Source organism: Aestuariivirga sp. (assembly GCF_037139295.1).
Taxonomy (GTDB): Bacteria; Pseudomonadota; Alphaproteobacteria; order Rhizobiales; family Aestuariivirgaceae; genus Aestuariivirga.
Genome location: NZ_JBAXGR010000145.1, coordinates 1 through 6,500, shown reverse-complemented (window position 1 = coordinate 6,500; position 6,500 = coordinate 1). Strand labels below are relative to the sequence as shown.

The following is a 6,500-nucleotide window of genomic DNA, read 5'->3' as shown; positions in this document are numbered from 1 at the left end:
ATCTTGGCCGGGCGACAGTCGGATGGGTTAACGATGGCGAGGGCGATGCAGCCGTTTCAGATGGAATGGGAACGACAGAAAGCGAACATTGGCTGAACTGACGCAGGCCTAAGCACCCAGCCGGCGGCTGATTACAACTGGCACCGCGGTCAACATGCGCCGCTAGACACAAACCGACACGCATTCTACCTTTTGGCAATGCCAACTACCGATACCCCAACCGGTCCTGCTTCATCCATTCGTTTGGATGGTCGATCCGTTCAGCTCACACCCCACGGCCAAGTGCGGCTCATAGAGACGCTGGCATTGACCTCGCCTACTGTCGGGAAAATCGAGCGCGCATTTATTCGCGGCCATGGTCATGGTCACCTCGCTCTCGCCCTCGATGCGACAGCTGCCGCTCTTCCCTTCGACCTGGCATTCTGGCGTGATTTCGGATCGCAGTTCATGACGGCGCTCTGCGCACGTCCCGAGCGCGGCGATACTTCTGGCCCGGTGCTCATCGAACTGCCTGTTCCCGGCAAGGTGGAACTCGAAGCAATAGCCGACAGCGCACCTCCGATGTTCGGTGGCGAATACCTCACTTCTGGCGTTCTGGCTGAAATCTGGGTGAGCATGGGTGCAGCACTCACGGCGGAGTTGACCGAAAGCGGTCAGACGCTTGCTGATTTCCTGAGGCTACGGAGTCCGGCATGGAGCATAGTCGGGCGTGTACACTTCAACCTCGCCGAGAACCGAAAGGATGAGGAGGCCCCATTCGCTTTCCTGGCCACCTATACATCCCGCCTGTCTGATGGAAAGCAGGCGCAGCATGTGCCCCTGGGCCGGGCGCTGCAGGATTATGCCGGCGCCGACAACAGGGAGAGACTTCTGTCCCTCTTGCTACCTGTTCAGAAAGCCGCCGGAGACTGCGGCTGGCTGAAGTCCATGGTCGATTCCGGCGAAATCTATCATCCGCTGCGATGGACACCGACAGAAGCACAGCAGCTTCTGAGAGACGCTCCGGCCCTCGAGCGTGCCGGCATCGTCTTGCGTATGCCGGCAACTTGGAAGATGGGACGGCCCATCCGGCCTCAGGTGCAGGCGTCGGTGGGAACGCGGGCGCCCTCTCTCATGGGCCTCGATGCGATGCTGGACTTCGATTTTGCGGTGTCACTCGACGGCGAGACGCTGTCCGCCACCGAGGTGAAGCAACTGTTGGCCCAGACCGACGGGCTCACCCTGGTGCGCGGCAAGTGGGTTGAAATCGATCGGGACCGGCTGGCCCGGACCCTTGAGCTGTTCGAGGCTGTCGAGCGGCGCGCTGACGAGGGAGGTCTACCATTTACAGAAGCGATGCGTCTGGTGTCCGGGGCAAGCCTCGGCTCAGGGAACAAGCTAGAGATACTTTCACCGGACTGGAGCCCGACGGTCGCAGGCCCATGGCTCGCCGAGACTTTGGCAGCGCTGCGGCAGCCTGCCATGGACGGAGCCAGTCATCCGGGACCGGCTCTGAAAGCAACGCTGCGCCCCTATCAGAAGGAAGGCGTCGCATGGCTGGCACTGCTGACCAGACTTGGCCTTGGCGCTTGCCTTGCGGACGACATGGGGCTCGGAAAGACCATACAGGTCATCTCGCTTCTGCTCATCTTGAAACGGGATGCAGAACTTCCAGAAGGAAAGGCACGCGGTCACGGCAAGGCCTGTGAAGCACACCGCGCCAAACCCAGCATCCTGGTCGTACCGGCATCTCTGATCGGTAACTGGTCGGCCGAGATCGCGCGCTTCGCTCCTAGTCTCAGATACTTTATAGCTCATTCCTCCGTCATGAACGGGGAGGAATTGCAGGGCCTCACGATTGAGACGTTGGCGAACATTGACCTCGTCATCACCACCTACGGCACGCTGATGCGAATGGATGAGTTCCAGGCCATACCATGGCGTCTTGCCATTCTTGACGAGGCGCAGGCCATCAAGAATGCCGGCGCGAAGCAGACTTTAGCCGTAAAGAAACTCAGGGCCGATGCCCGCGTCGCCATGACCGGGACACCCGTGGAGAACCGTCTTGGCGATCTGTGGTCGCTGTTCGACTTCATCAATCCGGGACTTGTTGGTTCCGCACGCGAATTCACGTCGTTCACCAAGCGCCTTGCGGAACGCACTGAGGCAGGCCCCTCCACTCCGCGGCGGGTTGACTATGGTCCGCTTCGTAGCCTCGTCCGGCCCTACATCCTGCGGCGCATGAAGACCGACAAAAGCATCATTTCTGACCTGCCGGACAAGACCGAGGTGAAGACTTTTTGTGCCCTCTCCAAGCTCCAGGCGGCCCTCTATCAGCAGACCGTCGATGAACTGGCCGAACGCCTACAGGAGGCGAGAGGCATTCAGCGTAAGGGCCTCGTCCTCGCAACCTTGATGAGGCTCAAGCAAATCTGCAATCATCCTTCGCAGTGGCTTGGCGATGCTGCTTGGCGCGAGGCCGACAGCGGGAAACTTCAGCGGTTGAGGGAGATAGCCGCCCAGATCGCCGAGCGTCAGGAGAAGGTACTTATCTTTACCCAGTTCAAGGAGATCACCGCACCACTGGCGTCTTGTCTCGCACGCGCTTTCGGACGGGAGGGACTCGTTCTAACCGGCGAGACTGCGGTGACGACACGCAAGGAACTGGTGCAGCACTTCCAGGAGGATGAGTTGATACCCTTCTTCGTGCTCTCTCTGAAAGCCGGAGGCGTTGGCCTGAACCTCACGGCAGCCTCTCATGTCGTTCACTTTGACCGCTGGTGGAATCCAGCCGTCGAAAACCAGGCGACCGACCGGGCTTTTCGCATCGGTCAGAAGCGCAATGTCCTCGTCCACAAGTTCGTATGCCAGGGAACGGTGGAGGACCGGATTGATCGCATGATTGAGGAGAAGTCGAAACTCGCTGGAGATGTCTTGGAAGGCGGCGCCGAAGTACTGCTGACCGAACTGACCGACTCGGAATTGCTGCGCCTTGTCAGCCTCGACCTTGGATCTGCCTTGAAGGACGAATGAGATGAGCTACTTCCGCTGGAAAGCAACACCCACCGTGGCCGAGAAACGGCGGCAAGCCGAGAAACGACTTGCAAAGCTGAGCAAGACCGGAGGTGGTCTGTCTCCCGTCGTGCTCGAAGGACGCAAGATCGCCACGAGTTTCTGGGGTAAGGCTTGGTGTGAAAACCTTGAGCGCTACAGCGACTATGCCAACCGTCTGCCGCGTGGCCGCAGCTATGTGCGGCACAGTTGCGTGATCGACCTGGAGATCGGGAAGGGCGAGATCTCGGCGCAAGTCAGCGGCTCGTCGCTCTACAGAATCAAAATCATCATCGCGTCGCTTGATGCAAAGACATGGAACGACATCTGCCGGGATTGTTCGGCCAGCATCGACTCCATGGTGGAACTCCTTCAGGGCCGGTTGTCTAAGTCAGTGATGGACCGTGTGTGCCGCCCGGCCGACGGTTTGTTTCCGGCGCCTAAGTCGATCAGGATGTCGTGCAGTTGCCCGGACGGCGCCTACATGTGCAAGCATGTGGCCGCCGCCTTGTACGGAGTGGGAGCCCGCCTCGATAGCAGACCTGAGCTCCTGTTTCTGTTGCGGGGCGTCGACCAACGGGAATTGATCGCACAGGTCACCGCTGCACCCGCCACCCCTGCGAGCAGCACGCCTTTTAAGAGCGATAAGGTCCTCGGCGGCGCAGATCTTTCAGCGCTGTTCGGCCTTGACCTTGAAGAACCGGAAACGCTGTCCAAGGACAATAATGAGCCGGACCCAAGGAAGCAACAGAAGCCCATCTCGAGCCAAAGGCAGAGGAAAACCACGAAATCCTCCGAGCCCAGTGCGCCTCCAAAGCCCGGGAAGAAAGCGGCGGCCACCCAACCGGCGGCCTCGAGGAAAACCATCCGGCGGGCAGCCTTATCGACCAAAAGACTCAGCCGAAAGACAACGACGAGGTCCCCGTCACCCAAATGAAATAACCCTAGGACAGATCTGCGAACCTACGAACCAGAGCCCGGACGGACGCGACTGTTCAAACAAACCGAACCACCTCTCTCCACGGCAGTCACAGCGGAAGCAGGATATCCCATGGGGCGTAGACGGCGCTTACACAGATGATAGTCAGATCAGTCGTCCGGGTGGCTACTGTTGCGCTTGCGTGGCGATCGTATCAGCAAGCCGAAGCGCCAGCGCTGCTATCGTCAGCGTTGGATTGGCCGTCGCTGAGGTTGGGAATACTGCGGAACCCGAGACAAAGAGGTTGGGGTGATCGTGGCTGCGTAAGTCACCATCGACCACGGAGTTTCCTGCGTCGGAGCCCATGCGGAGCGTTCCGATGATGTGACCCGCACCCTGCGCGTCCGGGCTGTGGTGCATCTCGCTGACACCCAGCCGGTCGAAAATCTCCTGATGCGCGGTCCGCGCGGCCGTAAGCCCGGCCTGAACGTAGCTGTCTATCCGGTAGGAGAGGCGAGGCAGCGGAACGCCGTAGACATCCCGCTTGTCGGAATCGAGTGTCACCCGGTTATTGGCATCAGGCAACTGTTCGACCAGTGAGGCAAGACGGACATGCCGTGAGGTCTGCTGCCTCAGTGCCTGGTCGAGCTCATTGCCCCGGAGACCCTGGTTGGCGAGTTCAGCCGCCGTCGAAATCGGCGCCCCTGTTGGCCAGGACCATCCGTCATTGCCGATCTCGATCCGGAAGGCACCACGCGCGCGCCGGAAATCGCCATCTCGCAGGTTCTCAATGCCGGAAGTGGAGAGTGGGCCGCGATAGGGATACACCGGGTTCTTGGCAAGCGCCCAGGAGAGCTGCGTCGGGTGGTCCATCAGATTTCGGCCGACCTGATCCGAGCTGTTTACCACCCCCTTTGGAAAACGCTCGTTTGCCGAGTTCAGCAGGAGTCTCGGGCTTTCGATTGCGTGCGCCGCCAGCACGAACTGGCGGGCCTGTAGCGACCCTGTGCTGCCATCCCAGCGGACGAATTTGGCAGCCTTGATCCTGTTGTCGACGCCCGTTTCGAGCGCCACCACGGTAGTCTTGCTGAGCAGCACGGCACCAGCCTTCGTCGCACGAGCGACATGAACTGTGGCGTCGTACTTTGCCTGAACCGGACACACCGGAATGCAACTCGCATTGCCGCAGCAGGCGGGACGGTCAGGCTGATCCGTCGAGTTACGGGCCTGCGGTGTGGATCGTACGTCGTAGGCAGAGCCCTGAAGTGCCGATGCAAAGGCTTTGTCAAGGTAGGTCTGAGGAATGGCAGGCATCGGGTAGTCAGTCGATCGAGGCGAACCCAGATCGTCCTTTGCGCTCCCAGACACACCTAGTTCCGTTTCCGCCTTGTCATAATAGGTCGAAAGCGTTGCGTAGCTGATTGGCCAGTCCTCACCTTGGCCAAAGCGCTTGCGCAACTCGAAATCGGCCGGCACCAGCCGAAGTGCTGTTCCCAGCCAATGCCAGGTTGTCCCTCCGACTGTCTTGATATAGGTGCTCGCAAACTTGTCGGGACCCGCTTGCTGGTACCAGAAATTGAGATCATCCGAGACTGGATGCATCGCCTGTGGAACCGGGGGATAGGGGCATTCCGGTACCTTGATTGCGGACGCCCAATAGCGGTCGACTGCTGCAGATCGATCCACTTCCTCTCCGGCCTCCAGGATGGTCACCTTGAAACCCCGTTCGGCGAGGTGCGCCGCGATCAATGCGCCGGCAACACCTGAGCCAATGATGGCGATGTCAGTCATCAAAGCATCGCTCATGATACTCAAGGCTCCTGCTTGGAGGGCGGTTCGCCCCAGTATCCGGTCTCTCCACCGCAGGATCCCCACGGCTTGGTGTAGGTCAGTGAATCCCAGACCAGAGCCTCGTTGAACCCGGTGACCTGACTGGCGCCGGGTCGTGGAGATATGCCGCTGTACAAGGCGGCGACGATGGCGCTCGCAATCTTCAATTGGCTTTGCTCGGGAGCCGGGTCTCTTACCAGCGTGACAATGTCTCCGACCTGTCCAGCTGCCACAAACGCATCCAGAATGTTCTTGCCCATGTCGCTATCAAGCGACTGATGGCCGGTTAACTTTCTCGATACTGCAATAAATTGCTCAAGTGATGGTGGTGCTGCTGCTGCAAATACGGGTGTGATAGACCGCGCACCGAGGATCAGTATTGAAGCTGCAGATGTGCCGCTTCTCAGCAAATCGCGACGGGAAAAGTTTCTGATCATGACGGTCCTGCAATCTGATCCCAGAGATGAGAGTATCACGGTGAGCCGTTGAAGCGAATAACGTCCGGCTGTGCCGGCGCACTTTCCAGACCCCATAGCTATCCCCCGTGATGCTAACAATCACACAATCGATCCACAATAAAGAAAGCTACCGAATCCATCGATGCCCTTGCCGGCGTTTCCAGCATCTCCGAGATGAAGGAAGGGGCTTGGGATGAAGTGAAGAAGAACTTCGAGAGCTTCTGCCTGATGGCGGGCGTCGACAGCCTGATGAAGATGTTCGA

General features: G+C 59.4%; 4 protein-coding genes. 2 read left to right on the top strand and 2 right to left on the bottom strand.

The window, feature by feature from the left end; translation table 11 throughout:
- Positions 1–306: 306 nt before the first annotated feature.
- Together WCJ41_RS19565 and WCJ41_RS19560 are read left to right on the top strand one after the other, a co-directional pair.
- On the top strand, positions 307–3,012 hold the full coding sequence (locus WCJ41_RS19565) for a DEAD/DEAH box helicase (protein WP_336907518.1): 2,706 nt from the start codon (positions 307–309) through the stop codon (positions 3,010–3,012).
- Between the two features lies 1 nt (position 3,013).
- Positions 3,014–3,967, top strand: coding sequence for an SWIM zinc finger family protein (locus tag WCJ41_RS19560; protein WP_336907517.1), 954 nt, complete (start codon positions 3,014–3,016; stop codon positions 3,965–3,967).
- Between the two features lie 168 nt (positions 3,968–4,135).
- Here WCJ41_RS19560 and WCJ41_RS19555 read toward each other — a convergent pair whose 3' ends face one another.
- Both WCJ41_RS19555 and WCJ41_RS19550 read right to left on the bottom strand, forming a co-directional pair.
- On the bottom strand, positions 4,136–5,755 hold the full coding sequence (locus WCJ41_RS19555) for a GMC family oxidoreductase (protein ID WP_336907516.1): 1,620 nt from the start codon (positions 5,753–5,755) through the stop codon (positions 4,136–4,138).
- Positions 5,756–5,760: 5 nt separating this feature from the next.
- Positions 5,761–6,216, bottom strand: coding sequence for a sugar dehydrogenase complex small subunit (locus tag WCJ41_RS19550; RefSeq protein ID WP_336907515.1), 456 nt, complete (start codon positions 6,214–6,216; stop codon positions 5,761–5,763).
- Between the last annotated feature and the right edge of the window lie 284 nt (positions 6,217–6,500).

Excerpts from the sequence above, each read along its gene's own strand:
- WCJ41_RS19560 (WP_336907517.1), top strand. The coding sequence starts at position 3,014 with ATGAGCTACTTCCGCTGGAAAGCAACACCCACCGTGGCCGAGAAACGG.
- WCJ41_RS19555 (WP_336907516.1), bottom strand. The coding sequence starts at position 5,755 with ATGAGCGATGCTTTGATGACTGACATCGCCATCATTGGCTCAGGTGTT.
- WCJ41_RS19550 (WP_336907515.1), bottom strand. The coding sequence starts at position 6,216 with ATGATCAGAAACTTTTCCCGTCGCGATTTGCTGAGAAGCGGCACATCT.